Annotated in this window: 25 protein-coding genes and 1 pseudogene; 10 read left to right on the forward strand and 16 right to left on the reverse strand. The window is 63.0% G+C overall.

Annotated features, from left to right (window positions below; all coding sequences use genetic code 11):
- The 4 genes and pseudogenes from ACKLNI_RS01315 to ACKLNI_RS01330 form a co-directional block, all read right to left on the reverse strand.
- Positions 1 to 310, reverse strand: a pseudogene (locus ACKLNI_RS01315) (signal recognition particle-docking protein FtsY); the annotation flags it as partial.
- A gap of 58 nt (positions 311 to 368) precedes the next feature.
- On the reverse strand, positions 369 to 1,781 hold the full coding sequence (gene murC, locus ACKLNI_RS01320) for a UDP-N-acetylmuramate--L-alanine ligase (RefSeq protein ID WP_413717187.1): 1,413 nt from the start codon (positions 1,779 to 1,781) through the stop codon (positions 369 to 371).
- On the reverse strand, positions 1,778 to 2,872 hold the full coding sequence (locus tag ACKLNI_RS01325; protein WP_413717188.1) for a UDP-N-acetylglucosamine--N-acetylmuramyl-(pentapeptide) pyrophosphoryl-undecaprenol N-acetylglucosamine transferase: 1,095 nt from the start codon (positions 2,870 to 2,872) through the stop codon (positions 1,778 to 1,780). The genes murC and ACKLNI_RS01325 overlap by 4 nt, the downstream gene beginning before the upstream one ends.
- Positions 2,869 to 4,035 (reverse strand): peptidoglycan glycosyltransferase FtsW, encoded by a 1,167-nt coding sequence (locus ACKLNI_RS01330; RefSeq protein ID WP_413717189.1) that lies wholly within the window; start codon positions 4,033 to 4,035, stop codon positions 2,869 to 2,871. The genes ACKLNI_RS01325 and ACKLNI_RS01330 overlap by 4 nt, the downstream gene beginning before the upstream one ends.
- Before the next feature lie 340 nt (positions 4,036 to 4,375).
- Between ACKLNI_RS01330 and ACKLNI_RS01335 the strand changes: the two genes are divergently transcribed.
- Positions 4,376 to 4,981: a hypothetical protein gene (locus ACKLNI_RS01335; RefSeq protein ID WP_413717190.1), complete on the forward strand. Its 606-nt coding sequence runs from the start codon at positions 4,376 to 4,378 to the stop codon at positions 4,979 to 4,981.
- On the opposite strand, the gene ACKLNI_RS01340 is transcribed toward ACKLNI_RS01335, so the two are convergent.
- Positions 4,978 to 5,436, reverse strand: a complete 459-nt coding sequence (locus ACKLNI_RS01340) for an SRPBCC family protein (protein ID WP_413717191.1) — start codon at positions 5,434 to 5,436, stop codon at positions 4,978 to 4,980. The two genes, ACKLNI_RS01335 and ACKLNI_RS01340, sit on opposite strands and share 4 nt — an antisense overlap.
- 15 nt (positions 5,437 to 5,451) lie before the next feature.
- Positions 5,452 to 6,411, reverse strand: coding sequence for an NAD(+) diphosphatase (gene nudC, locus ACKLNI_RS01345; RefSeq protein ID WP_413717192.1), 960 nt, complete (start codon positions 6,409 to 6,411; stop codon positions 5,452 to 5,454).
- Positions 6,412 to 6,606: 195 nt separating this feature from the next.
- Here nudC and ACKLNI_RS01350 point away from each other — a divergent pair, with 195 nt between their 5' ends.
- Entirely contained in the window at positions 6,607 to 8,583 is a 1,977-nt protein-coding gene (locus ACKLNI_RS01350; RefSeq protein WP_413717193.1) for a bifunctional 2',3'-cyclic-nucleotide 2'-phosphodiesterase/3'-nucleotidase, read from the forward strand.
- A 42-nt stretch (positions 8,584 to 8,625) separates the two neighbouring features.
- Here the strand turns inward: ACKLNI_RS01350 and ACKLNI_RS01355 are convergent, their stop codons facing one another.
- Positions 8,626 to 9,798 (reverse strand): alpha/beta hydrolase, encoded by a 1,173-nt coding sequence (locus ACKLNI_RS01355; RefSeq protein WP_413717194.1) that lies wholly within the window; start codon positions 9,796 to 9,798, stop codon positions 8,626 to 8,628.
- Positions 9,799 to 9,934: 136 nt separating this feature from the next.
- Between ACKLNI_RS01355 and ACKLNI_RS01360 the strand changes: the two genes are divergently transcribed.
- From ACKLNI_RS01360 to ACKLNI_RS01375, 4 genes are all read left to right on the forward strand, one after another.
- The gene (locus tag ACKLNI_RS01360; protein ID WP_413717195.1) at positions 9,935 to 10,138 is read left to right on the forward strand and encodes a hypothetical protein; all 204 of its coding nucleotides are present in this window, start codon (positions 9,935 to 9,937) and stop codon (positions 10,136 to 10,138) included.
- A gap of 71 nt (positions 10,139 to 10,209) precedes the next feature.
- Entirely contained in the window at positions 10,210 to 10,731 is a 522-nt protein-coding gene (locus tag ACKLNI_RS01365) for a glutathione peroxidase (RefSeq protein ID WP_413717196.1), read from the forward strand.
- A 282-nt stretch (positions 10,732 to 11,013) separates the two neighbouring features.
- Positions 11,014 to 11,397 carry a VOC family protein gene (locus tag ACKLNI_RS01370; RefSeq protein WP_413717197.1) on the forward strand — a complete coding sequence of 128 codons (384 nt, stop codon included), beginning with the start codon at positions 11,014 to 11,016 and terminating at the stop codon, positions 11,395 to 11,397.
- A 42-nt stretch (positions 11,398 to 11,439) separates the two neighbouring features.
- Positions 11,440 to 12,819 carry an MATE family efflux transporter gene (locus ACKLNI_RS01375; protein WP_413717198.1) on the forward strand — a complete coding sequence of 460 codons (1,380 nt, stop codon included), beginning with the start codon at positions 11,440 to 11,442 and terminating at the stop codon, positions 12,817 to 12,819.
- Here the strand turns inward: ACKLNI_RS01375 and ptsP are convergent.
- The 5 genes from ptsP to ACKLNI_RS01400 form a co-directional block, all read right to left on the reverse strand.
- A complete protein-coding gene (ptsP, locus tag ACKLNI_RS01380) occupies positions 12,800 to 15,055 on the reverse strand; it encodes a phosphoenolpyruvate--protein phosphotransferase (protein ID WP_413717199.1) in 2,256 nt (751 codons plus the stop codon). The genes ACKLNI_RS01375 and ptsP overlap by 20 nt on opposite strands.
- Before the next feature lie 106 nt (positions 15,056 to 15,161).
- Positions 15,162 to 16,181, reverse strand: coding sequence for a choline ABC transporter ATP-binding protein (gene choV, locus ACKLNI_RS01385; protein ID WP_413717200.1), 1,020 nt, complete (start codon positions 16,179 to 16,181; stop codon positions 15,162 to 15,164).
- Positions 16,178 to 17,011: a choline ABC transporter permease subunit gene (gene choW / locus ACKLNI_RS01390; protein WP_413717228.1), complete on the reverse strand. Its 834-nt coding sequence runs from the start codon at positions 17,009 to 17,011 to the stop codon at positions 16,178 to 16,180. Before choW ends, choV begins: the two co-directional genes overlap by 4 nt.
- A 165-nt stretch (positions 17,012 to 17,176) precedes the next feature.
- A complete protein-coding gene (locus ACKLNI_RS01395; RefSeq protein ID WP_413717201.1) occupies positions 17,177 to 17,587 on the reverse strand; it encodes a styrene oxide isomerase in 411 nt (136 codons plus the stop codon).
- Positions 17,588 to 17,766: 179 nt separating this feature from the next.
- Positions 17,767 to 18,690 carry a choline ABC transporter substrate-binding protein gene (locus tag ACKLNI_RS01400; RefSeq protein ID WP_413717202.1) on the reverse strand — a complete coding sequence of 308 codons (924 nt, stop codon included), beginning with the start codon at positions 18,688 to 18,690 and terminating at the stop codon, positions 17,767 to 17,769.
- Between the two features lie 80 nt (positions 18,691 to 18,770).
- Between ACKLNI_RS01400 and betI the strand changes: the two genes are divergently transcribed.
- Both betI and betA read left to right on the forward strand, forming a co-directional pair.
- Complete coding sequence (betI, locus tag ACKLNI_RS01405; protein ID WP_413717203.1) at positions 18,771 to 19,355, forward strand: choline-binding transcriptional repressor BetI; 585 nt, start codon at positions 18,771 to 18,773, stop codon at positions 19,353 to 19,355.
- Positions 19,352 to 20,998, forward strand: a complete 1,647-nt coding sequence (gene betA / locus ACKLNI_RS01410) for a choline dehydrogenase (RefSeq protein WP_413717204.1) — start codon at positions 19,352 to 19,354, stop codon at positions 20,996 to 20,998. The genes betI and betA overlap by 4 nt, the downstream gene beginning before the upstream one ends.
- Here betA and ACKLNI_RS01415 read toward each other — a convergent pair whose 3' ends face one another.
- Both ACKLNI_RS01415 and ACKLNI_RS01420 read right to left on the reverse strand, forming a co-directional pair.
- Entirely contained in the window at positions 20,999 to 22,231 is a 1,233-nt protein-coding gene (locus tag ACKLNI_RS01415) for a hypothetical protein (protein ID WP_413717205.1), read from the reverse strand.
- Between the two features lie 107 nt (positions 22,232 to 22,338).
- On the reverse strand, positions 22,339 to 23,583 hold the full coding sequence (locus tag ACKLNI_RS01420; RefSeq protein WP_413717206.1) for an aspartate kinase: 1,245 nt from the start codon (positions 23,581 to 23,583) through the stop codon (positions 22,339 to 22,341).
- Positions 23,584 to 23,755: 172 nt separating this feature from the next.
- On the opposite strand from ACKLNI_RS01420, the gene ACKLNI_RS01425 reads away from it, so the two are divergent.
- Positions 23,756 to 24,223, forward strand: coding sequence for a copper chaperone PCu(A)C (locus tag ACKLNI_RS01425; protein WP_413717207.1), 468 nt, complete (start codon positions 23,756 to 23,758; stop codon positions 24,221 to 24,223).
- A 3-nt stretch (positions 24,224 to 24,226) separates the two neighbouring features.
- On the opposite strand, the gene ACKLNI_RS01430 is transcribed toward ACKLNI_RS01425, so the two are convergent.
- Entirely contained in the window at positions 24,227 to 24,913 is a 687-nt protein-coding gene (locus tag ACKLNI_RS01430) for an NAD-dependent deacylase (RefSeq protein ID WP_413717208.1), read from the reverse strand.
- A 58-nt stretch (positions 24,914 to 24,971) separates the two neighbouring features.
- Between ACKLNI_RS01430 and ACKLNI_RS01435 the strand changes: the two genes are divergently transcribed.
- Entirely contained in the window at positions 24,972 to 25,412 is a 441-nt protein-coding gene (locus ACKLNI_RS01435) for a low molecular weight protein-tyrosine-phosphatase (RefSeq protein ID WP_413717209.1), read from the forward strand.
- Here the strand turns inward: ACKLNI_RS01435 and ACKLNI_RS01440 are convergent.
- Positions 25,409 to 25,717, reverse strand: coding sequence for a hypothetical protein (locus ACKLNI_RS01440; protein WP_413717210.1), 309 nt, complete (start codon positions 25,715 to 25,717; stop codon positions 25,409 to 25,411). The genes ACKLNI_RS01435 and ACKLNI_RS01440 overlap by 4 nt on opposite strands.
- Between the last annotated feature and the right edge of the window lie 121 nt (positions 25,718 to 25,838).

Consider the following 25,838-nt stretch of genomic DNA (forward strand, 5'->3'; position numbering starts at 1 on the left):
CTGGCTCTGGCTCTGGCTCTGGCTCTGGCTCTGGCTCTGGCTCTGGCTCTGGCTCTGGCTCTGGCTCTGGCTCTGGCTCTGGCTCTGGCTCTGGCTCTGGCTCTGGCTCTGGCTCTGGCTCTGGCTCTGGCTCTGGAAGCATCTTCGCCAGCGCCTCCGGCGCAACCTCTTCTTCCGGGGCAGCCGGAGTTGGGTTTTCGGCCGCAATATCTTCGGCGACGCCGCCATCCTCGACAATCGCCTCCAACCCCTCGTCGATCTTCGACGAAGACTTGAACAACCGCTCCTTGAGCTTCGAGAAAAACGCCATGCCGCCTCCTTCGCTAAGCCTCAACTAAGCCGTTGCGAAGCAAGATGGAAGACGCCGATTAACCCGCCAGCTTCATCAGCCGCGACGGCAGGTTGTTGGCCCATGCGCTGATCGTGCCCGCGCCAAGGCAGACCACCATGTCGCCCGGCCTGGCCTGTTCGCGCACCAGACGTTCAAGATCGTCCTCGCTGGTCACCGCGCGGGCATGGCGATGCCCGTGACGGATCAGACCGGCCACCAGATCGTCGCGCGAGACACCCTCGATCGGTTCTTCGCCCGCGGCATAGACCTCGGCGATGCCTACGACGTCGGCATCGTTGAAGCAGGTGCAGAACTCTTCGAACAGGTTCGAAAGGCGCGAATACCGGTGCGGCTGGTGCACCGCGATCACCCGGCCGTCCGTGGCCTGCCGCGCGGCTTTCAGCACTGCGGCGATCTCGACCGGGTGATGACCGTAGTCGTCGATGATCGTCACACCGCCCACTTCGCCCACGCGGGTGAAGCGCCGGTTCACGCCCTTGAAATTCGCCAGCGCCTCGCGAATCTCGGACCCCTTCATCCCGAGATGCCGCGCGACGGCGACAGCGGCCAATGCGTTGGACACGTTGTGATCGCCGGGCATCGGCAGGGCGCAGCCCTCGATCACCATCTCGTCGGCCGACAGCGCCACATCGAAATGCGCGACACCCTTCTCGTAGCGCAGGTTCACCGCCCGCACGTCGGCCTGCGCATTGAACCCGAAGGTGACGACGCGGCGGTCGGTCACGCGCCCGACCAGCGCCTGAACTTCCGGGTGATCGGTGCACAGCACCGCAAGGCCATAGAACGGGATGTTCGAGACGAAATCGGTGAAACCCTGGCGCAGGTTCTCGATCGTGCCCCAATGCTCCATGTGCTCGGGGTCGATATTGGTGACGATCGCGATCGTCGCGGGAAGCCGGTTGAAGGTGCCGTCCGACTCGTCGGCCTCGACCACCATCCACTCACCCGCGCCAACACGGGCGTTCGAGCCATAAGCATGGATGATGCCGCCGTTGATCACGGTCGGATCGATGCCGCCCGCGTCCAGCAGAGCTGCGACCATCGTGGTCGTGGTGGTCTTGCCATGCGTGCCCGCCACCGCAACGTTCGAGCGCAGCCGCATCAGTTCCGCCAGCATCTCGGCCCGCCGTACCACCGGCAGACCCATGCGCCGCGCTTCGTCCAGTTCCGGGTTGCCCTTCTTGATGGCGCTCGAGATCACGATTACCTCGGCCCCCTCGAGGTTCTCGGCCCGCTGACCCTCGAATACGGTCGCGCCCTTTTCCTCCAGACGATCCGTGATCTTCGATCTCTTCAGGTCCGAACCCTGCACGGTGTAGCCGGCTTCGATCAGAACCTCGGCGATCCCCGACATGCCGATACCCCCGATCCCCACGAAGTGGATCGGACCCATCTCGGTCGGAAGCTTTGTGACGGCGGCGGCGTTCATGTTCTTTTCTCCGCTAACTGCTCGACAAGGGCGGCCAGCCTGTCGGCCGCATCGGGAATACCCTGGGCCAGCGCGTTCTCGCGCATCCGCGCGGCGGCTCCGGGGTTGGTCAGAATGGCGAGGATCTGCTCCGATAGAGAGCCGGGGTCAAGCGCCGATTCAGGGATCAGGACCGCGGCGTCGGCATTGACGAGGCCGCGGGCGTTGGCGGTCTGGTGGTCCGCGGTCGCGGCCGCATAGGGGATCAGGATCGACGGTCTCCCGATCACGCTGATATCGGCCACCGACGAGGCGCCCGACCGGCTGATGACAAGCTGCGCCTCGGCCATGCGGCCGGGCACATCGTCGAAGAACGGCTTCACCTCGGCGGGTACCTCCGCCTTGTCATAGGCGGCGATCACGCGGGCCATGTCCTCGTCGCGCGCCTGATGACTGACGCGAAGGTTGGCGCGCAAGGGCCCCGGCAGACGCCCGATGGCCTCCGGAACGACATCGGAGAGAATGCGCGCGCCCTGCGATCCGCCGATCACGAGGATCGACATGGGAATGTCCCCGGGCGAGATATAACTCGCCCCTGCCCGCTTCAGGATCGTTCCCCGCACTGGGTTGCCCGTGTGGAGACCCTCGACACCCTCGGGCAAGTCCGTCGGCCATGTGCCGCAGGCCACCGCGTCCACCCGACGCGCGAACACCGCGTTAACGCGCCCAAGCACGCCGTTCTGTTCATGGATCATCCGCGGCACGCGCAACGCCCACGCGGCGGCCAGCGCGGGGATCGAGGGATATCCCCCGAAGCCAGCCACCACGGTCGGGCGATCGACAATGAACCGAACCAGCGCCGCGAAACCTCCGGCAAGAATACGGACAGGAACAAGCAGCTTGGCCACCAAACCGCCCCGCGCGAAGGTCGCGCTGGCAACCTGGCGGATGGCGACAGCGTCGGGAAAACCGCCGGTATAGCGCGCGCCGCGCGCATCGGTCGACAGCGTCACGCGCCAGCCCTTCTCCAGCATCGCCTCGGCCAGCGCCTGGGCCGGGAACATGTGCCCGCCCGTGCCGCCCGCGGCGATGACCAGATGCGGCTGTTTCACCTTCCGCTCCTGACGAGATAGTCTCGAATTTCACCCTGCGGCCGCACCCGCGTCAGCGCCAGCAGCATGCCCACCAGGATACCGCCCGCGATCAATGATGATCCGCCGTAACTGACGAAGGGCAGCGTCATGCCCTTGGCCGGCAAAAGCCGCACGGCCACGCTCATGTTGATCATCGCCTGCACGGCAAAGGTGCAGGCCAGCCCCGTGCCCGCCAGACGGATGAACGGATCGCGCTCACGCATCAGCCGGAACAGCGAGCGCAGGACGATCGTGGCGTAGAGAAGGATGATCACCAGAACCAGCAGCAGTCCGTATTCCTCGGCCGCAACCGCGATGATGAAATCCGTATGCGCGTCGGGCAGCGACCATTTCACCGTGCCCTCGCCCACGCCCACGCCAAAGAAACCGCCTTCGCGGATCGCGTTCGCTGCATAGCCAAGCTGGGTGGTCGGATCGACCTCGGCCGACAGGAACCCGTCGATGCGGCGCGCGAAATGTTCGGAGTTCTGATAGGCCACCCCACCGCCGACCACGGTCAGGCCAGCAATCGCGGACAGGATGTAGAACGGAGCCCCGCCTACGAAATACATCACGCCCCAGGCGAAAAGGATCAGGCACGCCTGCCCGAAATCAGGCTGCAGGGCCAGAAGCATCGCGATGAAAAGCGCAAGACCGAAGGAATAGCTCTTTCCCGGCGGCCCGGCGATCTCGTTCGACGCCGCGATCATCCAGCCCGCCACGACGATGAAACCGGGTTTCAGGAATTCGGACGGCTGGAACGAGCCGAAGCCCAGCGAGTACCAGCGCACGGCGCCTTTGCCATAGTCCGTTCCGAACAGCGGCAGGAACAGCAGCGCAACGAAGGAGAGCGCGAAGCCGATAACCGCCAGACGGCGGATCGTCCGGGGCGACATCAGCGTGAACGCGAACATGGTCACGATCGCCATGCCCCCGAACGCAACCTGGCGCTCGACGTAATGGAACGCACCGAACCCGTTGCGCTCCGCCAGGGGCGGCGATGCGGCCAGCCCAAGAAGCAGGCCGATCCCGAACAGGATCAGCACGCAGCACATCGACCACTTGTCGATGGTCCTCCACCATCGCGGGATAATCGGCTCTCCGTCCCGTGTGGGGACAGAGCCATATACCATTTCCGTCATGGAACCTGCTCGTCTGCCTCGTTCCGCCCGTTTTCCGGGTCTGAAAGTGATTCTAGCGAATCAGGGCCGATGTTGCCAGCGAAACATGGCAAACCGGATGGAAGCCCACCTCCGCCCGGGGAAACGTCTCGGCGGTTTCCCGCACAGCTTCATTTTCAGGTCGGGAACAATGCAAACCCGCCTTGCCGATTGGTGCCACCAACCTTGAACAACCTGCGCACGGCCCGGCCTCCGGACAAAATGTTGACAAAATCACGCCATTTTTCGGCATCAGCCTGAACGCAATAAAAAAGCCGCGCCGACCATTTTCGGGACCGCGGAAGAAATTGCCGAGGACAGGATGGACCAGACCCTGCTGAACGATGCCGCGCGCGCCCTTCACCTTCTGGGCCTCGCACTGGGCTTCGGGGTGGCCATCGTCGCGGACATGTCGGCCGCCCGGCTTTTCATCAGGCCGCTCGACGCCCGCGAAATCGCCACGCTGCACCGCTTCCACCGGATGGTCGCGCTTGGCCTCGTGCTGTTCTGGATCAGCGGGCTTGTCCTCCTCTGGCTTCGCACCGGGTTCGATGTCGCGAACTTCTCGCCGAAGCTCCTGACCAAGCTCGGAGTCGTCACCTTCCTGACCGTGAACGCCATACTGATCGGCCGCCTCGGCCTGCCCGTGATCGAGGCGTTGCAGGGCCGCCGGTTCGGCGCGCTGGCCGCGGGCCCCCGAATCCAGATGGCCGCCCTCGGCGCACTATCGACAGCCGGATGGATCAGCGCCCTCGCGCTCGGCGTTTTCAGCCATCTGAAGAAGATGGAGTGGAGCCTGCTCAGTGAGATCGTCGGGATGATCTATCTGATCGCCCTGACATGCGCCTTCATCGCCGCCTGCGCCGCCCCCATTGTCGACAGGTTCCTGCAAACCGCGGGCCCGATGGAACCCGCCACCCGCGGCTAGCCTGTCCCGGTCTCCATGCGGTGTGCGAATTCCTGCATGCGGGATTTCAGGCGCCCGTTCAGCCTGGCCTTGGCCAGCCGCAGGGATTGCACCAGCAGCCGGGACGACAGGGTCGTCGGGCGCAACTCCATCGACACCAGCAGCCGGGTTCGCGTTCGCGAGAGGGCCACCATGTCGACAACCGTCATGCAGACAACGCCGCCCGAACTCGACTCGATGGCATAGCCTTGCCCTTCGTCGACAGAGACAAGCTCCGAGAGAATGACATGCTCGCGCCCGCGCCAGTTCGCCCGGGCCGTCCAGCGCTTGCCGGGGCCTGTGTCGGGCGCGTCGGGATCCCGCTCGACCGCAACACCACGCTTCTCGACCTGTCGTTCGATGGCGGGAAAATTGCTGGCGGCGGCATAGACCGACTGGATCGGCGCTTCGATGTCCTGGCGGTTCGAGAGTTTCATGCCGCAGAATGTGGGTCAGCGATGCGTATCGGCAAGCCAGCGCTCGATCAGAAACCGGGCGATGGCCCCTTTGCGGGCCGGTTTCATCTCGGGATGCCGGCCGGCGAAGGCCTCCAGCATGTCCTCGCGCGTCACCCAGCGGGCATCCTCGATCTCGGCAGGATCGATCTCGATCTCCGCGCTCACGGCCTCGCCATGGCACCCGAACATCAGGGACGACGGAAACGGCCAGGGCTGCGACGCCAGGTAGTCCACCTGCCCCACCTTCACGCCCGCTTCCTCGAAAACCTCGCGGCGCACCGCCGCCTCGATGGTCTCGCCCGGCTCCACGAAACCGGCCAGAAGCGAGTACATGCCCTCGGGCCAGAACGGCGCGCGGCCCATCAGAACCGAATTCCCGCGCGTGATCAGCATGATCACCACCGGATCCGTGCGTGGAAAGTGATGCCGGTCGCAAGCGGGGCAATCGCGCTGCCAGCCGCCCATGGCGATCATCGTTTTCGCGCCGCAATAGGCGCAGAACCCATGCGTCTCGTGCCAGCCCAGGATCGCCTTGGCCGTCGCCACCAGTTCCGCGCCCCGCGGCGTCAAGGCCGTCATATTGGCGCGCAGTTCGGCAAAGACGGCGCCCTCGACCTCGGGATGCGCCTGCTCCGAGGCATCGACGAAGGCGCCCAGCGTGTCCGGCACCTCGGTCGGCTCCCAGTTCGAGATGTCCCGTGCAAAGCACGGCCTGGTCTCGTCTAGCCCGAGGAAGACCGGAGCTTCGTCCGCCGTGCTGAACGCCGGGTGATCGGATGCCAGGAACACCGGAGCACGGGTCTCCGAATTCAGAAGCGGCTTCCCGCGCCAGACCGGCAACACTCCTGCCTCCGCTCCATTCAGCATCGCCGCCAGTTCCTCTGGCTTGCTCCGCAGATGCGCCGCCCGGTCCAGCCCCGAGCCTCCGAATGTCACTGATTCTGCCAGTCTCATGCACCGATCCGCCCTTTGCCAAAACGATGTGCCACGCGCCGTCGGGATTGGCAAACAGGGGATTTCCTCGCAGTTTCAGGCGAGTTGCCGACCATGGCCCGGCAGGACAGGATGGGTCACCAAAGATTCCGTTATGTGTTACACCGCTGTCATGCTCCCATCGCACCATAGTTCAGAACTCTCAGGGAGCCTGTCATGCCGCATTTCCGTGTTCCGGCCATGAGCCGCCGTTCATTTCTCAGCACCACCGCCGGCGCATCGCTTGTCGCACTACATCCGTTTTCCGCCCGCGCCGCCGCCGGTCAGGCGCATCTCAGGATCATGGAGACGACCGACCTGCACGTCCATGTGTGGCCCTACGACTATTACTCCGACCGCGCCGTCGACACCGTGGGGCTTGCCCGCACCGCCGCCCATATCGCCGACATCCGCGCCGAGGCCACGAACAGCCTCCTCCTCGACAACGGCGATTTCCTTCAGGGCAACCCGATGGGCGACTACATCGCCTATGAACGGGGCATGAAGGACGGCGACATGCACCCGATCATCACCGCGATGAACACCGTGGGCTTCGACGCCTCGACACTGGGCAACCACGAGTTCAACTACGGGCTCGACTTCCTGATGAAATCGCTGGCCGGGGCGAATTTCCCCATCGTCAGCGCAAACGTGGTCAAGGAGCGCGGCGCCAGTCCCACCGCCGACACCACGCTGATCAAACCCTATGTCATCCTTGACCGTGAACTGACCGACGGCGCCGGCGAAAGGCACCCGATCAAGGTTGGCCTCATTGGCTTCGTGCCGCCCCAGATCATGAACTGGGACCGCAAGCATCTCGAAGGCAACGTCACCGCCCGCGACATCCTCGAGACCGCACGCGCCTATGTGCCACAAATGCGCGAGGAAGGTGCCGATATCATCATCGCGCTCTCGCACTCCGGCATCGGCTCGGCCGATGAGACCGACCTGATGGAGAACGCCTCGGTTCCCCTCGCAGCAATCGACGGTATCGACGCGCTGGTCACCGGACACAGCCACCTCGTCTTCCCCTCGCCCACCTATGCCGACTATGCCGCCGTCGACGCCGAGACCGGCCTGATTCACGGAAAACCCGCCACGATGGGCGGTTTCTGGGGCTCGCATCTCGGCGTGATCGACCTGATGCTGGAACGCGAGGCCGGCGAATGGCGCGTCGTCAACCAGTCGGTCGAGACGCGGCCCATCTCCAAACGCAACGAAGACCGCTCGATCACCGCGCTGGTCGAAAGCGAGCAATCCGTGCTCGACGCCACGGCAAAGGATCACGAGGAAACGCTCGCCTACGTCCGCCGCGCCGTCGGCAAGACCGCCGCGCCGCTACACTCCTACTTCGCGCTGGTGGCCGACGACCCTTCGGTCCAGATCGTGAGCCAGGCCCAGACCTGGTACATCTCCGAGATGATGAAGGGCACGCCATACGAAGGCCTGCCCATCCTCTCCGCCGCCGCCCCCTTCAAGGCCGGTGGCCGGGGCGGACCCGACTATTTCACCGACGTTCCCGCCGGCGACGTGGCGATCAAGAACGTGGCCGACCTCTACCTCTACCCCAACACCGTGCGCGCGGTGAAAGTCACCGGAGCAGAGGTGAAGGACTGGCTCGAACGCTCGGCCGGCATGTTCAACCAGGTGACGCCTGGCAGCACGGACCAGGCGCTTCTGAACCCCGAATTCCCGTCCTACAATTTCGACGTGATCGACGGGGTGACCTACCAGATCGACCTCAGCCAGCCCTCGAAGTTCGGTCCCAAGGGCGAGCCCCTGAACCCTGACGCCAGCCGCATCGTGAACCTGATGTACAACGGCCAGCCGGTGACCGCCGACATGGAGTTCATCATCGCCACCAACAACTACCGCGCCTCGGGCGGCGGCAGCTTCCCCGGCGCGATGGGCGACACGATCATCTTCGAAGGGCCCGACACCAACCGCGACGTGATCGTCCGCTTCATCGTCGACCAAGGCACGATCCAGCCCTCGGCCGACGCCAACTGGACTTTCGCCCCACTGCCCGGCACCGAGGTTCTGTTCGAGACCGGCCCGAAGGCGGCGGACTATGTCGATGACGTCAAGGGCGCCGACATCGCACCTGCGGGCGACGGCGCCGACGGCTTCGCGCTCTACCGGCTGAAGCTCTGAAACACCGGGCGGGGGCAACCCCGCCCGATCCGCAAGGCGCGTTCAGCCCGACAGAAACTCTGTCAGTGTCTCGATATAGGTCTCCCACACCTTATTGCCGGGGTAAGGGAAATGGTTGGCCGTCTCCAGGATGACCAGTTCGGCATCCGGGATACCGGCCGCCAGCTTTCGCGCCTCGGACAGGGGATGCACCGCGTCGCCCCGCGCATGCAGGATCAGCGTCGGACATTTCACCTGGCTCAGCAGGTGCGCGACCGACGCGTTGTTGATCGCGTCCCGGTCCTTCAGCATGACATCCGGCGGGCAAGCCGCCTGCATGTGTCGCACGATGCGCCGGACATCCTCCAGCGGACCTTCCGGAAAATAGGACGTGATGAACGCCGTCGCGAAGGCGCTCTGGCTCTCGGCCCAGCCTTCGGCGACCATCGACTTCAACGCCTCCGGCCCTTCTGTCTGGCCGCGCCGCGACCGTCCGTCGGCATAGCCGCCGACGATCGCAAGCCGGGACAGCCGCTCGGGATAGCGGGCCGCGAACTCGATCGCGGTCAGCACGCCACCTGACATCGACACGCCCGCGAACCGGTCGAACCCTGCGGCATCCGCGACTGCGGCGGCATCGTCGGCCTGCACGCCGAAATCGTAATTCGGCTCCACCCGCTCCGACTGGCCCGACCCAAGCCCGTCGAACCGCAGCAAACGGAACCGGCCCGACAACTCGTCCACGAACGCCCTCTCGGGCGGGTTGCTCCACTCGAATTCCAGATCCATCGTCAAGGGCGGCGGAAACCGGATCAGCGGGGGACCTTCGCCACTGATCGCATAGGCCAGCTGGTGTCCATCCCGGTTGCGCGCATAGCGAATCCGCTGAACGCCCGGACTGGCCGCTTTGGGAACGGGTCTCACCTCCGGGGCGCTCGCCTCCGCGACCAGCATCAGCCCCCGCCGTGAAACCGTCTTGATAATTGCCTGCTGCTTCCCGTCATCACCAACGGCCTTACGCGCCGCCGCGATACAGGCCGAAATGGCGGACTCCGAAATCGCACGCCCCTGCCACAGCGCTTCAACCAGTTGGTCGCGGGTTACAAGCTCCCCGGCATGATCGGCCAGAAGCCGAAGCAGGTCGAACACCAGCGGCTCGACGGGAACGGCGTCCTGCCCCCGCGTCAGCGTGTGACGCGAAACATCCAGCACGCAATCGGCAAAGCGATATTCCATGAAAGCCACTCTACAGAACAATTTCCGCACGTCTTCCCGGAAATCACAGGGAAAAGACAGGGTTTTCCCAAGGGTTTGGTCAAGCGGGGCTTTCCCGCGCCCGCTACACCTCGGGTATCAACCAAGGAGACGCGCCATGATGCCCCCGATGAACACCGATCTCTTGAAGCATCTGCCCGAAAGTCACCGCATCCGCACGACGCACACGCGCGAGGCGCTCCGCCTTGCCCGCAAAGCCCGCCGCGCGAAATGGGCCGAATGGCTCGCCACGCTTGTCCGCCTGCGCAAAAAGGCCCGCCAGCCGCTCGTTTCGCTCAACGGACAGACGGCGTCCCGCTAAGCTCCGCACCGATCCAGCCTGGCCTCATCCGATCCACCTCGTTCAACGTAACAGGGAAAAGGGAGACGATGATGTACCGCACACTTGCATTTGCCGCAGCGCTCGCCACCTCCACGGCGGCCACTGCAAACCCGATCACAGGCACGTTCGCCTCGATCGACGGGGGCGAGATCCACATCGAGGACTGGCGCGGCCAGCCCGTTCTCGTGGTCAACACTGCATCGCTTTGCGGCTTCACCTACCAATACGACGACCTGCAGGCGCTCTACGACGACTACCGCGACCGGGGCCTCGTCGTGCTGGCCGTCCCGTCCGGCGATTTTCGGCAAGAACTCGAGAGTGAAGCCGAGGTCAAGGAATTCTGCGAGGTGAATTTCGACCTCGACCTGCCGATGACCGAGATCACCTCGGTTCGGGGCGACAGCGCCCACCCCTTCTTCGCCGCCGTTCGCGAGGCAACAGGGTTCGAGCCCGCATGGAACTTCAACAAGATCCTGATCTCGCCCAAGGGCGAAGTCGTCGGAACATGGGGCTCGCTCGCCAAGCCGCAAAGCCCCACAATCACCCGCGCAATCGCCCCCTATCTGGACTAGTCCCGCCGTCCGTTAATCTTCTGAAAACCTTCGAAGGGAAAAAGCAACGCGCGCACCGTTCATCCTCGCCTGCCCGACAGTTTGCCATACGTTTTGCCGACGCTTTGCCGACCGCGCAAAACGCCAGAGTCTCAGAGGATTAGTGCCAGGCACCCCTGCGGTGGCGTCAGGCGCCGAACGGCGCCCACCGAACGTTGCGCGCCACGAAAAGAAACCTCTTGACCTCAACTGAACTTGAGGAACTACGAAGTCGCGGCAAACTCGCGAAAAGGAGATGCCTGAATGGCCGCCGCAAGACTTGAACACGTCAACATGACCGTCACCGACCCCAAGGCCACAGCCGCCTGGATAGAACGGGTTTTCGGCTGGAAAATCCGCTGGGAAGGCCCCGGCATGACAACCGGTTACACCGTGCACATCGGAGATGACGACAGCTATGTCGCCCTGTTCACCTACCCGGAAACCCCTGAGCCGAAGAAGAATTCCTACGTCACCAAAGGTGGCCTGAACCACTGGGCCGTGGTGGTCGACGATCTCGACGCCGTCGAGGAACGGGTCAGGGCCGAAGGCTTTTCACCAAAGAACCATGCCAGCTACGAGCCGGGCCGACGGTTCTACTTCGACGACGCCGACGGCATCGAGATCGAAGTCGTCCAGTACGGCTGATTTCATTTGCCCGAGCGCCCGGCGCGGATCTATAGCGGCGGAATGCACACCGTTGCCACCCCTCCCACGCCGCGCGCCAGCGTCGGCGGTCAGGTCCGCTCTTTACTGAGCCTGGGCCTGCCGCTGATCGGCAGCCATATCGCGCAGGTGCTGATCGGCGTCACCGACACGGTGATGCTGGGCTGGTACGACATCATTGATCTTGCAGCACTTTCCGTGTCTGCACCCATCTTCTACATCGTTTTCATCTTCGGATCGGGCTTTGCCTGGGCGGTAACGCCCATGGTCGCTTCCGCCCTTGCCCAGAACGACGAACGCCAGGTCCGCCGCGTAACCCGCATGGGCCTCTGGCTTTCGGTGTTCTTCGGCATCCTCGTGATCCCGGTGTTCTTCTTCGCCGAAGCAATCCTTCTTGCCATCGGGCAAGAGCCCGACGTGGCCGGGCAAGCGGGAATTTACATGCCGTTTCTTGGCCTGGGCCTGATCCCCGCCCTGATGGTGCAGGTCCTCAAGAGCTATCTCTCCGCGCTGGAACTGACCCGGGCCATCCTGCTGGCCGTCATCGGGTCCGCCCTCCTGAATGCCGCCGCCAACTACCTGTTCATCTTCGGAAATTTCGGCGCCCCGGAACTGGGAATCGCAGGCGCCGGCATCGCGTCGCTCGTCAGCCACATCACCAGCCTTGCTGCTCTTTGCATCTATGCGGTTCTCAAGCGCCCCGATCATTCGCTCTTCCGCAATCTGCACCGCCCGGACCCCGAGATCCTTCGCGCCGTCTTCACCATCGGCCTGCCCATCGGATTCACGCTTCTGGCCGAAGTTGGTCTCTTCGCTGCCTCCAGCATCATGATGGGCTGGCTGGGCGCCGTCTCCCTTGCCGCGCACGGGATCGCACTTCAGATCGCCAGCCTCACTTTCATGATTCCCCTCGGCCTAAGCCAGGCCGTCACCGTACGCGTCGGCCGCGCCTGGGGACGCAACGATCTGGCGGAAATGCGCGCCGCCGCCCTTGCCGGCATGATCCTTGCCGGTATCGCCGTCGTGATCACCATCTCCGCCTTCCTCCTCATTCCCGAGCTCCTGATCGGCCTGTTCATCGATCCGGGCGATCCCGCGCGCCCGGCGATCCTGGCCACAGGCATCTCGCTTCTGGCAATGGCCGCTCTCTTCCAGCTTGTGGACTTCGGGCAGGTGATGGGGCTGGGCATGCTTCGCGGTGTTCAAGACACCCGGGTGCCGATGCTGATGGCGATCGTCAGCTACTGGCTGATTGGCCTTCCCGTCAGCTATGCGATGGGCTTCACCGCGGGTTGGGGCGGCGTCGGCATCTGGCTGGGACTTTCGATCGGGCTGGCTGCAGCCTGCGTCGGAATGCAGACCAGGTTCTGGCGCAGATACGGGCTCAGTCGGCCTTCGTCCTGAGCCATTCCATCACGTGTCCGCGCACCGATTGCTCGCCGCTCTCGCGGGCGACATCGATAAGCTTCCGCACCTCTTCCAGATTGACCCTGCGGATCAGATGCTTGACCGGCCCGATCGATGCTGGCCGCATCGACAGGGACCGCAGCCCCATGGCCGCAAAGCACATGGCCTCGATCGGCCTGCCAGCGTCCTCGCCGCAAAAGCTGACCGGCGTGCCCGTCTGGTCGCAGCGGCGCACGATCTGTTCGATCAGGCTGAGATAGCTCACGTTCAGCGTGTCATAGCGCCGCCGGACGCGTTCGTTCTCGCGGTCTGCGGCAAAGAAGAACTGCTTCAGGTCATTGCCGCCAATCGAAATGAAATCGGCCATTTCGTAGAACTGGCGCGGTGCGAAGGCCAGACTTGGCGTCTCCAGCATCGCACCGATCTCAAGCTTTTCGGGCAGCACATGCCCCAGTTTGCGTTCGCGTTCGATCTCGTCCAGAAGATGCTGCCGCGCCGCCTTGAACTCGTCGAACTGCGCGATGAAGGGGAACATGACCGTCAGCGGACGGCCATTGGCGGCTCGTATCAGCGCCTGCAACTGCATGCGCATGACACCCTTCTTGTCCAGCCCCACGCGGATCGCGCGCCAGCCCAACGCCGGGTTCGGCTCGTCCTCGCGCTTCATGTAGGGCAGCACCTTGTCCGACCCGATATCCAGCGTCCGAAAAACGACGCGCTTGCCCTTTGCCGCGTCCAGCACGCGCGAATAGATGGCCGCCAGCTCGGCCCGTCGCGGCACGGTGTTCCGCGCAAGGAACTGCAGTTCGGTCCGGAACAGACCAACGCCTTCAGCCCCCGAATTCGCCAGCGAAGGAAGCTCGGCAATCAGGCCCGCGTTCATCTGAAGCGAGACGACAACGCCATCGGTCGACTCCGCCGGCAGGTTCCGAAGACCCGCATACCGCTCCTGAGCCTTTGCCTGCATCGCGATCTTGTCGCGGAAGGCGGAAACCACGGTATCGTCAGGACGCAGGTGGACCACGCCCTGATCTCCGTCGACCATGATCGGATCGCCGTTCAATGCCTCTGACGTGATCCCCTCGGCATGGACGACAAGGGGAACCGCCCACGCCCGGGCGACGATGGCGGCATGACTGCCCACCGACCCCTGCTCCAGAACGATCCCCTTCAACTGACCCCGGCCATATTCCAGAAGCTCAGCCGGTCCGATGTTGCGGGCGACAAGGATCGGATCCTCCGGCATTTTCGCGCCGGTGTCCGAGCCCTGCCCGGTCAGGATTCTCAGCAATCGGTTCGACAGGTCATCCAGATCCTGCAGCCGTTCCCGAAGGTAAGCGTCCGCAGCCTGCCCCAAGCGGCGCCGCGCGGTGGACTGCTCCTTTTCGACGGCGGCTTCGGCTGACAGGCCCGCCCGGATGTCTTCTTCCATCCGCTTCAGCCAGCTGCGGGAATTGGCCATCATCTGATAGGCCTCCAGCACCTCACGATGGTCACGATCGGCGGCGTCGGTACCGACCTTGTCCAGCATGTCCCCGACGGAAACCCGCAACTGGTCCACCGCCGCCTGCAGACGTTCGACCTCGACGTCGGGATCGTCGGCAACCGGGTTCGCGACAACGACACGCGGCTCGTGCAGCCAGACATGGCCTTCCGCGACGCCTTCCTGCCCGACGCCGCCCCGGAACATTCCTGGATTCGTGTGCCGCGCGCGCAGGGCTTCGCCTTCGCCGACGAAGGCGCCAAGTTCAGTCATCTCGGCCAGCACCATGGCCACGACTTCAAGCGCATAGACTTCGTCTTCAGAGAACGCCCGCGCTTCGCGCGACTGCACGACCAGAACGCCCAGCTTGTCGCCCAGCCGCTGGATCGGCACGCCGCAGAACGACGAAAAGACTTCCTCGCCCGTCTCCGGCATGTACCGAAAGCCCTTGGCCGAAGGGGCGTCCGCCTCGTTCACCACGCGGCCGTCTCGCGCCACGCGACCCACAAGGCCTTCGCCCAGCCGCATGCGGGTCTGGTGAACGGCGGCGGCCTTAAGGCCTTCCGTCGCACAAAGCTCCAGAGTATCGGCATCCCGGAACAGGTAGATCGAGCAGACCTCGGTGCGCATCGAGTGCGCGATCAACTTGGTGATACGGTCAAGCCGGGCTTGGCCTGCGCTGGATTCGGCCAGCGTGTCTTTCAGCCTCCTGAGAAGCTTGCGGCTTTCACTATCGCCCGTCTCCGACATTCGTCCGCTCTGTTCACCCCGATGCGTTCTGCACCAATACTTTCACTAGATCACATGCTGGACCGAAGCAAAACGTGAAACCCGAGGGATTCACACAAGTCATCGACTAGCTTTCGCCTAAAAACCGGGCGAGAACGCTTTTTCGCGAGATTTGGCCAAGCGCCTGGCCGTTCTCGACCACGGCGACGGGAACGCCGCTTTCCAGAACGGAACGGATCACTTCATGGATCTCGTCATCGGGACCGATTGCACCGGTCGCGCGCTCGTCAACCGGCTCCATCACGTCGCGGGCGCAGAGAACCCCAAGCGGGTTCATGTGGCGCACGAAATCCGCCACGTATTCGTTTGCGGGGTTGGTGTAGATGTCGCGGGGTGTGCCCCATTGCACGATACGTCCGCCTTCCATGATGGCGATCTTGTCACCAAGCTTGAACGCCTCGTCCAGGTCGTGGCTCACGAAGATGATCGTCCGGTTCAGGCGGTCTTGCAGCTCCAGCAACTCGTCCTGAAGGCGCGTGCGGATCAATGGGTCCAGCGCCGAGAATGGTTCGTCCATCAGCAGAATGGGAGCCTCGGTGACAAAGGCCCGCGCCAGCCCGACGCGCTGCTGCATGCCACCCGAAAGATCGCCCACCTTGCGGTCGGCCCAGTCCGAAAGGCCGACGAGTTCGAGCTGCGCATCCACCTTGGCTCGGCGCTTGTCCGCTGGCATGCCACCCAGTTCCAGGCCAAGCCCGACGTTGTCACGCACCGTCCGCCAGGGCAGCAGGCCGAATTGCTGAAAGACCATGGCGATCTGCGTCAACCTGATATGGCGCAGGGTCTTGGTGTCGGCATTGGTCACGTCCACCTGCCGCTCGCCGTCTGCAACGATGACTTTGCCCCGAGCGACCGGATTTAGCCCATTGACGGCCCGCAACAGCGTCGACTTGCCCGACCCGGAGAGGCCCATCAGCACAAGAATCTCACCCGGTTCCACGCTCAGCGAGCAATTGTGCACGCCCAGAACCTGCCCGGTTTCCTGCTGGATTTCCCCACGATCCTTCCCCTGATCCATAAGGGGAAGCGCCAGTTCCGGCCGATCTCCGAAGACGATCGAAACGTTATCGAATGTGACGGCGCTCATTTCTTTTCAACCCTCAGCATCCGATCCAGAACGATCGCGACCACGACGATGATAAAGCCCGACTCGAAGCCCAATGAGGTATTCACCTGGTTCAGAGCCCGCACAACGGGCACGCCCAGCCCGTCTGCTCCCACCAGTGCAGCGATAACAACCATCGACAGAGACAGCATGATCGTCTGGTTCAGCCCCGCCATGATCTGAGGAAAGGCATAGGGCAGCTCGACCTTCCACAATGTCTGCCGCCCTGTCGCGCCAAACGCCTGCGCCGCTTCCAGAAGCGGTTGCGGCGTAGAAGACACCCCGAGATGCGTCAGCCGGATCGGCGCGGGAAGTACGAAAATCACCGTTGCGATCAGCCCCGGCACCAACCCGATGCCGAAGAACACGATGGCCGGGATCAGGTAGACGAAGGTTGGCAACGTCTGCATCAGGTCCAGAACCGGCCGCATCGCCGCATAGAGCCTGGGCCGATGCGCCGCCGCGATACCGATCGGCACGCCGATCCCCATGCAGACCACGCAGGCCGACAGCACCAGCGTCAGGCTCTCCGTCGTCTCTTCCCAATAGTCCTGGTTCAGGATGAAGAGAAACCCGAAAAAGGTCAGCAGGGCCGGTTTCCAGCTGCGTTGCAAGAAATAGGTCAACGCCGTGAAGGCAAGGACGACGACCAATGGATGCGGCGTCTGCAGAACCCAGAGAATGCCGTCGATCAGCGCCTCGAGGAAATCCGACATGGCGTCGAAAAAGAAAGCCCCGTTGATCTGCAACCAGTCGAAGGCGGTCTCGGCGACATCTCCGACGGGAATCTTGTTCTCGGTCAGCCATTCCATGTTCTTGAAATCCACCCCTGTCCCGCGAACGCAGCGTGTCGGACCGGGACCCGCCGCCGCGCTTCAGGCCCATCCTGTGGCATTCCGCGGATCGGGTCTACCCACGAATTACCAGAGCAGTTTGTGGGTCTTCGCGTCCCGACCGTGAGATCCCCAACCCGGGGATCAAAAGGCGCCTGCAAACCCCCAGCAAAGCCAGATCAGACCGACGGCCAGTGAAATGGCGCCAATGACATACAGAACGAAACCTGCCCGGTTCGCCGTCGCCCCCGAGAATGAGAAGCCGCTCTCGCCGGACAAGGCCCTAAGCAACATCGCCAGCGTCGACGCCCAGACGAAGAGGACGACCAGCCCGGAAGCCACCCAGGCATGGGTCGGAGAAAGAGAAGACAGATGCACTGTTCCCCCAAGTGCGATCAGGAAAATCCCCCGTGCGGAGCCTCCCGCATGCAGCAGGTGCCAGTCGTGCGGATCGCCGTCCCGGATCAAAACGCGATAAAGCGCGAGCCCGCCAACCGAGCTGATAAAGACGATCAGCAGCCCATTCAGAACCAGAAAAGCGCCAAGGGAGGCCATTGTGCGAATTCTCCGCAAGTCCCGCCGGACAACATGATGGTCCATGAAGCCTAGTATTCGCGCCGAAGACCTCGTTGACGCAGATCAACCCGGTCGAGTGGGACAGCGCTTGCCCGGCCCGCCCCCAACGTAAAGGGCCGGGAACGATGCCCGGCCCTTCACAAGTCAGAGGTGCGGCATCAGAGACCGAGCGCAGCCTTCACAGCCGCCATTGCGTCGCCGCCATCTTTCGTGGTCACGCCATTCAGCCAGCCATCCAGCGTGCCGGGATTGGCCTTCAGCCATTCCGTTGCCGCCTCGGCCGGGTCTTTCCCGTCGTCAAGGATCGCGCCCATGATCTCGTTTTCCATCGCAAGCGAGAATTCCAGATTGCCCAGCAACGCACCGACATTCGGGCACTCGCTCACATAACCGGCCGCCGTGTTCGTATAGACCGTCGCGCCGCCGAGGTCAGGACCGAACCAATCGTCGCCGCCTTCAAGATAGGTCAACTCGAAGTTGGCGTTCATCGGGTGCGGCTCCCAGCCCAGGAAGACCACCGGTTCACCGCGGCGATCGGAGCGGGCAACCTGTGCAAGCATACCCTGCTCCGACGACTCGACCACTTCGAAACCGTTCAGATCGAAAGCGTTCTGATCGATCATGTCCATGATCAGACGGTTTCCATCGTTGCCCGGCTCGATGCCGTAAATCTTGCCTTCAAGCGCATCCTTCTGCGCGGCGATTGCGCCGAAGCTGGTGATTCCAAGGTCGGCGGCAGCCTTGTTCACGGCCAGCGTGTACTTGGCGCCTTCGAGGTTCGCGCGCACCGTGTCGACGGTTCCCGCATCGCGATAGGGCGCGATGTCGGCTTCCATGGTCGGCATCCAGTTGCCCAGGAAGACGTCCACGTCCTTGTTCGCAAGCGATGTATAGGTCACAGGCACGGACAGAACCTTGATGTCGGTCTCATAGCCCAGCGCTTCCAGAACTACCGTCGTGGCCGCCGTCGTGGCCGTGATGTCGGTCCAGCCCACATCCGAAAACGTAACCGTGTCGCAATCGGCAAAGGCCGGTGCCGCCGCCATGATCGCCAGAGCGGACAGAGTTGATTTCAGGCGCATCTTGCACTCCCTGTTTTGTTGATTGACGAGTCAATTAAAAACCCAGATACCCCATGTGGGGCAGCTGTGGAAAGAAGAACATGCCGAAGCTCGGAATGGAACCGATAAGACGCGCAGCGCTGATCGACGCGACCATCGCCGAGATCGGCGCGGCCGGCTCCCTGGATGTCACCGTATCGCAGATCGCCAAGCGTGCCGGCATGTCGTCCGGCCTTGCCCACCACTATTTCGGCGGCAAGGACGACATCCTTCTGGCCGCGATGCGCCGGATCATGGCCGACTATGCGCGCGAGGTACTCGGACGGCTTGCAGCCGCCCGCACACCCGAAGACCGCCTTGCCGCGATCGTGGTAGGCAGCTTCGCGCCATCGAACTTTCGCGCCGACGCCGTCTCCGCGTGGCTGAATTTCTACGTTCTGGCCCTGTCTTCCGACGACGCGCGCCGCCTGCACCGGATCTATGCCGGACGGCTGCGTTCCAACCTCCGCCACGCCCTGCGCCCGCTCGTCGGCGATCTGGCTTCTGATCTGGCCAATCGTACGGCGGAACTGATCGACGGTGTCTACCTGAACCAAGGCCTCAGCGCCGCCGAGCCGAACAGTACGGCGGCCGCCGCGACGGTGATGGCCTCCCTGAAGGTTGCGCTGGAGGCACAGGCCAGATGATCGCCGACTACGTCATCGTCGGTTCCGGCTCTGCCGGTTCCGCACTTGCCTACCGGCTGTCCGAGGCCGGACACACCGTTATAGTCGTCGAATACGGCGGAAGCGATGCCGGACCCTTCATCCAGATGCCCGCCGCCCTCTCCTACCCGATGAACATGGCGCGCTACGACTGGGGCTTTCAAAGCGAACCCGAACCGCATCTGGGAGACCGCCGCCTTGCCTGCCCGCGCGGCAAGGTGATCGGCGGCTCTTCCTCGGTCAACGGCATGGTCTATGTGCGCGGACACGCCCGCGACTTCGACACCTGGGCGCAGATGGGTGCCGGCGGCTGGTCCTACGGCGACGTGCTCCCCTATTTCAAACGCATGGAATCCTGGCACGGCGGCGAAGCCTCCGATTGGCGAGGCACCGGTGGCCCGCTCCATGTGACGCGCGGTCCACGGAAGAACCCGCTCTACCACGCCTTCGTCGAAGCCGGCCGCCAGGCCGGGTACCAGGTCACCGACGACTATAACGGTGAGAAGCAGGAAGGCTTTGGCGCCTTCGAGCAGACCGTCTGGAAAGGGCGCCGCTGGTCGGCGGCCAATGCCTATCTGAAACCCGCGCTTCGCACCTTCAACTGCCGTCTCGTGAATGGTCTGGCCGAACGGGTCATCATCCAGAACGGCGTCGCCACTGGCGTCGCCGTACGGCAGGGCGACAGCGTCACAGAGGTAAGCGCCCGCCGCGAAGTCGTCATCGCGGCATCCGCCATCAACTCGCCCAAGCTGCTGATGCTGTCGGGGATCGGACCCGCCGAGCACCTGCGGCAGCACGGCATCGACGTGGTGGCCGACCGTCCCGGCGTCGGCGGCAATCTTCAGGATCACCTCGAGGTCTATTTCCAGGTCAAGTCGAAGAAGCCGGTCACACTCTACCGCCACTGGAACCCGGTCTCGAAGGCCCTGATCGGGGCAGAGTGGCTGCTGACACGCCGCTGGCTGGGCGCATCGAACAACATCGAGTCGACCGGTTTCATCCGCTCCCGCGCCGGCGTGGAATATCCCGACATCCAGTTCCACTTCCTGCCCATCGCGGTCCGTTACGACGGCAAGGTCGCGGCCGAGGGCCACGGCTTCCAGGCCCATGTTGGCCCGATGCGCTCCAAGTCGCGGGGGGCGATCACGCTGAAATCAGCCGATCCCGCCGCCGCGCCTTCGATCCGGTTCAACTACATGTCCGATCCCTCGGACTGGGAAGATTTCCGGACAGCGATCCGCCTGACCCGCGAGATCTTCGCACAGCCCGCCTTTGAGGAATATGCAGATCACGCCATCCAACCGCCCGATAGCGCCACTTCGGACGAAGCGCTCGACGACTTCATCCGTGAGCATGCCGAAAGCGCCTATCACCCCTGCGGAACCTGCCGGATGGGTACCGCCAACGACCGGAACGCCGTGGTCGACCCCGACTGCCGTGTCATCGGCGTGAAAGGGTTGCGCGTCGCCGACAGTTCGATCTTCCCGCAGATCACCAATGGCAACCTGAACGCGCCATCGATCATGATCGGAGAAAAAGCCGCCGACCATATCCTGGGCCGGCGGCTTCCGAAAGACGAAGCCCAGCCCTGGATACATCCGGACTGGGAGAGGTCTCAGAGGTGATCAGACGATGATTAGGGTCTCGTCAATTACCATCAGGTCCGCATCGCCAAGCACAACGTCATCCAGAATAATGCCTCCCGAAAGCGTATTTTCACCGACCTCTTGTGATAGAACGACCGTTGTGTAACCGATGTCGTTCAGCGACATGAGCGTCCAGTCCGCCAGATACGGGTCCGGGTCCCGCACAAGCAGGCTGTCCCCGTAAAGAAGGCCTGTCATCAGCTCATTCGAATAGGCCGCCTCGTCCCAGTGTCCGAATGCCGTGCCATCGCCGAAATCAGTTTCGACGATGATCCACCCCTCGCCGCCCTCTGATTTGTACTCTGCATTCCCAGCCGCACCAATGTACTCAGCCGTCGAGTAATCGTCGTTCTTGCGCTTTGTATTGGCTCCGAATTCCTCGACAACGAGTAGACGTAATTCATCCCAAAGCGTTCCGATGCCCAGAACGTGCAGCATTTCGTGCAGAACCACCGCGTCCCAGTTGCCATCTGTATAAAGCTGCTCGGCATCGGCGACATCGAACATCATCAGTCCCAGGGACGGCGTGCCGTCGTCTCGCTGCGAAAGATCGTCAAAACCGGCACCACCAAGGATGTTTCCCGCTCCGTCGATGGCCGGAAGATAGGCCTCGATCAGCAGGTCATCGATGTCCACGGTTAAGCTGGCATCGTAGGTGTAAGAAACACCGAGCATATTCTCCAGGTCGTTCAAGATAATCGAACTCAGGAAGTCAGCAGCCGCCCCGAAGGCGTCCATCAGGTACCGCGGCCATTCATCGTAGAACTCGATGACAATGTTGAAACCTGATCCGTCCTCGCTGCCGCTCGTATATGTCGCGGCAAGGGTGGGAGGAACAGTTTCAACGGGTGGTTCTTCCGGCTTTGGTTTTCCCCCTGGGGTACCATCCGGCTTGGCAAACGTCAGCTCGTCGGTACTGGACAGGGCATCCCTAACCGCCGCAGTCGCATTGCCACCCGGCACGGAAACGGCCGCATGGGCGACAGCACTTTCTGAAATGAACTCGAAGACATCCACCGGCAATTCCGGCATCGACGCATTCGTCGGCGGAGTTTCCAGGTCCGGCGGAACATCGTCGGGCGTATCCTGCGCCTCGACCACCCCCTGCGGATCAGGAATCTCACCCGAACGCGACGGAAAATCCTCGAAATGGACGCTCAACACATCCTCGAATACGCGCGCAAAATCAGCGGAAAATACACCTCGGCTCATGACCACATCCCCTTGCAGATCTTCTGAGAGAAGAGTTACCCCAAGGTCACTTTAGGCCAATTGATGCCATTTACCTAATTTTTTGCGGAAATTGATCGTTTCCGTATTCAGGCTGCCTTGTCCAGGCCGAACGCGTCATGCAGCGCCTGGACCGCCAGTTCCATGTACTTGCGGTCGATCAGGACAGAGACCTTGATCTCGGACGTCGTGATGACCTTGATGTTGATGCCCTCGTCGCGCAGGGCCGCGAACATCTTCGAAGCCACCCCCGCGTGGCTGCGCATCCCGATGCCCACGACCGAAACCTTGGCGACATCCTCGTCTGTGACCAGCTCGGAATAATTCACCTCGCCCTTGGCCTTGACGTCCTCCATCGCCTTCTTGGCGCGCGCCACCTGGTTGACCGGCAGCGAGAAGGTCATGTCGGTGCGCCCATCCTCCGAGATGTTCTGCACGATCATGTCCACGTTCACGCCGGCATCCGCCAAGGGGCCGAAGATCGCGGCGGCGACGCCCGGACGGTCGGCGACCGACAGAAGCGTCATCTTGGCTTCGTCGCGGCTGAAGGCGACCCCGGCGACCACGTTGCTTTCCATGATGTCCTCCTCGTCGCAGACCAGCGTGCCTGCGCTCCCGTCGATATCGTTGTCCTCGAAGCTGGACAGAACCCGCAGCTTGACCTTGTAGCGCATCGCCAGTTCTACCGACCGCGTCTGCAGAACCTTGGCACCCAGCGAGGCCAACTCCAGCATCTCCTCGAAGGCGATCCGGTCCAGCTTGCGGGCTTTCGACGTGATCCGCGGGTCTGTCGTATATACCCCGTCCACGTCCGTATAGATGTCACACCGCTCGGCGCCGAATGCCGCGGCAAAAGCCACCGCCGTCGTGTCCGAACCGCCTCGGCCCAATGTCGTCACTCGGCCTTCCGGGCTGATGCCCTGGAAACCTGCGACCACGGCAACCTTCATGCCCTCGCCGAACTTGGCGTTGATGTTGTCCGTACCGATCTCTTCGATCCGGGCCGATGCATGGGCGCTGTTCGTCTTCAGAGGCACCTGCCAGCCGGCCCAGGACCGCGCCGGGATGTCCATCTCCTGAAGTGTCAGCGCCATCAGGCCCGCCGTCACCTGCTCGCCCGACGAGACCACCGCATCGTATTCGCGCGCATCGTAGAGCTTCGAGGTCTCCTCGACCCAGCCCACAAGCTCGTTCGTCTTTCCGGCCATCGCCGAGACAATGACGATCACGTCATAGCCATTGGCAACTTCGCGCCCAACGCGCTTGGCGGCACGGCGAATGCGGTCAAGATTGGCGACGGACGTACCGCCGAATTTCATGACGAGAAGCGGCATGTCCGTCCTCGGGTGGGCGTTTCAAATATCGCCTGCCTCTTAAGGCCGGGCCGTCCGGTACGCAAGATGCAGCTTCCGCCGCCGCCCCGCGTCAAAACGCGCGACCGGCTGGTATGGAAGTTATTCACCATCATGCATATGTTGTCCGCGAATTCGGCAGAAAGGTTCCAGTATGATCCGCTTTATTGCGCTTGCCCTGTCTCTCGCCGCCGCTCCGGTTTTCGCGGGTGAGATCACGGTCGAAGATGCCTATGCCCGTGCCTCGCGCCCGGGTGCGCCAACCGGCGCGATGTTCATGACCATCCGCAATTCCTCGGATACAACCGACCGACTGCTTGCGGCCCAAAGCCCCGTCGCGCAACTCGTCGAACTTCACACGCATATCGACGACAACGGCATCATGCGGATGCGACCGGTCGAAGACGGCTTCGAGATTCCGGCTGACGGCGAGCATATGCTGATGCGCGGCGGCGACCATGTGATGCTCATGGGGCTCACGCAACCGCTTGAAGACGGAAAAACCGTGCCCCTGACCCTCGTCTTTCAGAATGCAGGCGAGATTTCCGTGGATGTCATTGTCGACAATTCACGTCAGCAGGGCCAGCACGGGATGGGGCATGGCATGGGCCAGGGGAACTGACCCTCAGCCCTGAAGCAACCCGTCAACCCACCTGGGCACCACTTCGGTGGCCGGGCCCACAATATGCTCGTCGAACAGGTCGGAAATATCCGAGGCAAGAAGGTTGATCTCGACGGTACGCGCGCCATGGCGCTTGGCCTCCGATACAAACCCCGCCGCGGGGTAGACCTGTCCGCTTGTCCCAATCGCCGCGAACAGGTCCGCCGACGCCAGGTGCCGCGCGATTTCATCCAGGTATTGAGGAATCTCACCGAACCAGACGATGTCCGGGCGGGTCGTCGTAGAGCCGCAGGATGGGCACTGATCGGCCGAAGACATCTCGTCCGGCGCGTCCCAGCGGGCCTCGCATGTCCAGCAGCAGGCAAGGTCGTGCCGTCCATGCATGTGAAGCGCCTCGGATCCTGCCGCGGCGTGCAGACGATCGACATTCTGAGTGATGATCAGAACCGGCCCGTCGTGTTCGGCCTGCAGCCTTGCCAGTGCAAAATGCGCTGCATTTGGTTTGGCTGCGCGCGCATTCTTCCTGCGCATATTGTAGAAGGCATGCACCTTGTCGGGGTCTTTGGCAAAGCCTTCGGGTGTGGCCACCTCTTTCAGATCGACTTTGGTCCAAAGACCGTCCTTGTCCCGGAATGTTCCAAGCCCGCTTTCGGCAGACACACCGGCGCCTGTCAGAATGACAATCTTCATCCCTGATTTCCCTGTTCGTTCTCCCATGTTAATCGGAGAAAAACGATGGAGGAAGCCTGTGCGCGTACTTTGCGTCTGCCTCGGAAACATCTGTCGCTCTCCGACCGCCGAGGCCGTCCTGCGTTCAATGGCCCCGGACCTCGTGCTCGATAGCGCGGGGACCAGCGGATGGCATATCGGCGACCCGCCCTATGGGCCCGCGATCGAAGCAGCGGCCAAACGCGGATACGATCTGACCCCCCTTCGCGCACGGGCTTTCGTCGCCGAGGATTTCACGCGGTTCGACCTGATACTCGCGATGGACTCGAATAATCTTGCGGACATCGAACGGCTCCGCCCGACCGGATCGCCGACGAAGGTCAGCCTCTTCCTCGACTATGCCGACGGCCACCAGGGTCAGGATGTGCCGGACCCCTACTACACGCGGGATTTCGACGGCGCGCTGGATCTCGTGGAACTGGCGGCAGAAGGCCTGCTTCGGTCTCTCTCCCGATCCTAGCGGCGGCAGAGTGTCTCTGCGGCCAAACCGAAATTCTCGTACCGCTCCCAGAAGACTTCGTCCCGGCGATTGCGCGACTGTCGCACTTTTTGGGCCCGGTTTGGATCTGAAAAAAACGTCGCGGCAAGCCGCTGGTCGCGCGGTGTCAGGGTCATGTTCGCCGCGTCCTGAATGCATCGGCACAAGGCGCGCTGTCCCAATGCCCGATCCGAATTCAGACAGGCTTGCTCGATCAGGCTGGCCGACGCGGGCAACCCCGAGAGGATTCCCGCCAACGCAACCCCAAGAACGACCCGACGCTGCATCCCTACCCCTTGGAACTCAAAGTCCTTGGCACAAAATCGTCTTCCGGAGCGAGGGTGCCAAAATCCGAGGCCACGGTCGAGTATTTTTGCTGAAATTCAGCTCGATCAAAGGCAAAACGCC

It is taken from the genome of Silicimonas lutimaris, assembly GCF_047314965.1.
Lineage (GTDB): Bacteria > Pseudomonadota > Alphaproteobacteria > Rhodobacterales > Rhodobacteraceae > JAVJUV01.

Excerpts from the sequence above, each read along its gene's own strand:
- murC (WP_413717187.1), bottom strand. The coding sequence starts at position 1,781 with ATGAACGCCGCCGCCGTCACAAAGCTTCCGACCGAGATGGGTCCGATC.
- ACKLNI_RS01330 (WP_413717189.1), bottom strand. The coding sequence starts at position 4,035 with ATGACGGAAATGGTATATGGCTCTGTCCCCACACGGGACGGAGAGCCG.
- ACKLNI_RS01335 (WP_413717190.1), top strand. The coding sequence starts at position 4,376 with ATGGACCAGACCCTGCTGAACGATGCCGCGCGCGCCCTTCACCTTCTG.
- ACKLNI_RS01340 (WP_413717191.1), bottom strand. The coding sequence starts at position 5,436 with ATGAAACTCTCGAACCGCCAGGACATCGAAGCGCCGATCCAGTCGGTC.
- nudC (WP_413717192.1), bottom strand. The coding sequence starts at position 6,411 with ATGAGACTGGCAGAATCAGTGACATTCGGAGGCTCGGGGCTGGACCGG.
- ACKLNI_RS01350 (WP_413717193.1), top strand. The coding sequence starts at position 6,607 with ATGCCGCATTTCCGTGTTCCGGCCATGAGCCGCCGTTCATTTCTCAGC.
- ACKLNI_RS01355 (WP_413717194.1), bottom strand. The coding sequence starts at position 9,798 with ATGGAATATCGCTTTGCCGATTGCGTGCTGGATGTTTCGCGTCACACG.
- ACKLNI_RS01360 (WP_413717195.1), top strand. The coding sequence starts at position 9,935 with ATGATGCCCCCGATGAACACCGATCTCTTGAAGCATCTGCCCGAAAGT.
- ACKLNI_RS01365 (WP_413717196.1), top strand. The coding sequence starts at position 10,210 with ATGTACCGCACACTTGCATTTGCCGCAGCGCTCGCCACCTCCACGGCG.
- ACKLNI_RS01370 (WP_413717197.1), top strand. The coding sequence starts at position 11,014 with ATGGCCGCCGCAAGACTTGAACACGTCAACATGACCGTCACCGACCCC.
- ACKLNI_RS01375 (WP_413717198.1), top strand. The coding sequence starts at position 11,440 with ATGCACACCGTTGCCACCCCTCCCACGCCGCGCGCCAGCGTCGGCGGT.
- ptsP (WP_413717199.1), bottom strand. The coding sequence starts at position 15,055 with ATGTCGGAGACGGGCGATAGTGAAAGCCGCAAGCTTCTCAGGAGGCTG.
- choV (WP_413717200.1), bottom strand. The coding sequence starts at position 16,181 with ATGAGCGCCGTCACATTCGATAACGTTTCGATCGTCTTCGGAGATCGG.
- choW (WP_413717228.1), bottom strand. The coding sequence starts at position 17,011 with ATGGAATGGCTGACCGAGAACAAGATTCCCGTCGGAGATGTCGCCGAG.
- ACKLNI_RS01395 (WP_413717201.1), bottom strand. The coding sequence starts at position 17,587 with ATGGCCTCCCTTGGCGCTTTTCTGGTTCTGAATGGGCTGCTGATCGTC.
- ACKLNI_RS01400 (WP_413717202.1), bottom strand. The coding sequence starts at position 18,690 with ATGCGCCTGAAATCAACTCTGTCCGCTCTGGCGATCATGGCGGCGGCA.
- betI (WP_413717203.1), top strand. The coding sequence starts at position 18,771 with ATGCCGAAGCTCGGAATGGAACCGATAAGACGCGCAGCGCTGATCGAC.
- betA (WP_413717204.1), top strand. The coding sequence starts at position 19,352 with ATGATCGCCGACTACGTCATCGTCGGTTCCGGCTCTGCCGGTTCCGCA.
- ACKLNI_RS01415 (WP_413717205.1), bottom strand. The coding sequence starts at position 22,231 with ATGAGCCGAGGTGTATTTTCCGCTGATTTTGCGCGCGTATTCGAGGAT.
- ACKLNI_RS01420 (WP_413717206.1), bottom strand. The coding sequence starts at position 23,583 with ATGCCGCTTCTCGTCATGAAATTCGGCGGTACGTCCGTCGCCAATCTT.
- ACKLNI_RS01425 (WP_413717207.1), top strand. The coding sequence starts at position 23,756 with ATGATCCGCTTTATTGCGCTTGCCCTGTCTCTCGCCGCCGCTCCGGTT.
- ACKLNI_RS01430 (WP_413717208.1), bottom strand. The coding sequence starts at position 24,913 with ATGAAGATTGTCATTCTGACAGGCGCCGGTGTGTCTGCCGAAAGCGGG.
- ACKLNI_RS01440 (WP_413717210.1), bottom strand. The coding sequence starts at position 25,717 with ATGCAGCGTCGGGTCGTTCTTGGGGTTGCGTTGGCGGGAATCCTCTCG.